The sequence below is a fragment of the Phenylobacterium sp. genome (genome assembly GCF_030693805.1).
Lineage (GTDB): Bacteria > Pseudomonadota > Alphaproteobacteria > Caulobacterales > Caulobacteraceae > Phenylobacterium.
On sequence record NZ_JAUXZW010000110.1, the window covers coordinates 1 to 1,189 of the forward strand.

The following is a 1,189-nucleotide window of genomic DNA, read 5'->3' on the forward strand; positions in this document are numbered from 1 at the left end:
TCGAGCTCGTCGATGATGGGTTGCTGGGCCTGGATGTCGCCACGTGCCACGGCCGAGCGCAGCAGGCTGATCTGGATCTTCAGAAAAGCCAGCGACTGCGCGATGGAGTCGTGCAGCTCGCGCGCGAGCATGGTGCGCTCCTCGCTCACGGCCGCCTCGCGCACCAGCGCGTCGGTGCGCAGGTTCTCGATGGCGTTGGCCAGGTGGCCGGCCAGGGCATCGTACAAGGCGCGGTCGTCCTCGCGCAGCGTGGTTTCGTGGCGGTAGAACAGGTCGATCTCGCCCAGGATGCGGTTCTGCAGGCGGATGGGCACGCTCACCAGCGCGCTGTAGCCGGCCTTCACGCAGTTGCCCAGCAGGCGGTCGTCGGAGGGGATGATGGGGATCACACGCGTGCGCGCCGTGGCCTGCGGCTGGCCACAGGCGCACAGGCCGGCCTCCAGGCAGCGTTCCTCGGCCACCAGTTCTTCGGGCAGGCAGTCGCTGGCCAGCATCAGGTAGCGCTGGGTGGCTTCGTCGGACCAGCGCACCGCCACCGCATCGGCGCCGCTGAGCCGCCGCACCTTTTGCGCAAAGCCCTTGGCCAGTTCCTCCAGCGTGTGGGCCTCCACCAGAAAGGTGCTGACCTCGTACAGCGCCGCCAGGCGCGCGCGTTTGGCCTCCAGGTCGCGTGTCTTGGCCAGCACCTGTCCCTCCAGGTCGTGGTAAAGCGACTGCAGGGTTTGTGTCATGTGGTTGAAGCCGGCCGCGAGCTCACCAAATTCATCGGGGGCGTCCACCGCCACACGGGTGGAAAAATCGCCCGCCTCCACACGCTGCAAGGCCTGGCGCAAGCGTTGCAGCGGGTGGATGACGAACAGGTAGCCGATGTAGATGGACAAGACGGCGGCGGCCACCGCCAGCGCCATCATCACGAACTGGAACAGGTTGAGCACGGCGGTCAGCCGGGCCATGGTGTTTTCGATGGTGCTGACCAGGTTGTCCACTTTGGGCACAAAGGCCTCGATCTGGGCAACCAGCGCGGTGGCATCGGTCTGAACGGGTGTTGCCCAGGCCGGCTGCAGGCGCAGCCAAGCCTGTTGCAAGGCGTCGAACTGCTCGCGCGAAGCCTCGTTCCAGGGCACGAACAGCGGGCGCTGCGGATCGCCGTCGCGCAACAGCGCCAGGCTGGCCTCGAACTCGGCCACGC

At 67.2% G+C, this 1,189-nt stretch carries 1 protein-coding gene; it reads right to left on the reverse strand.

Annotation, left to right across the window (positions count from 1 at the left end):
* Positions 1 to 1,189 (reverse strand): HAMP domain-containing protein (locus Q8M88_RS04755; protein WP_305595099.1); only part of this gene is annotated, 1,189 nt, incomplete at both ends.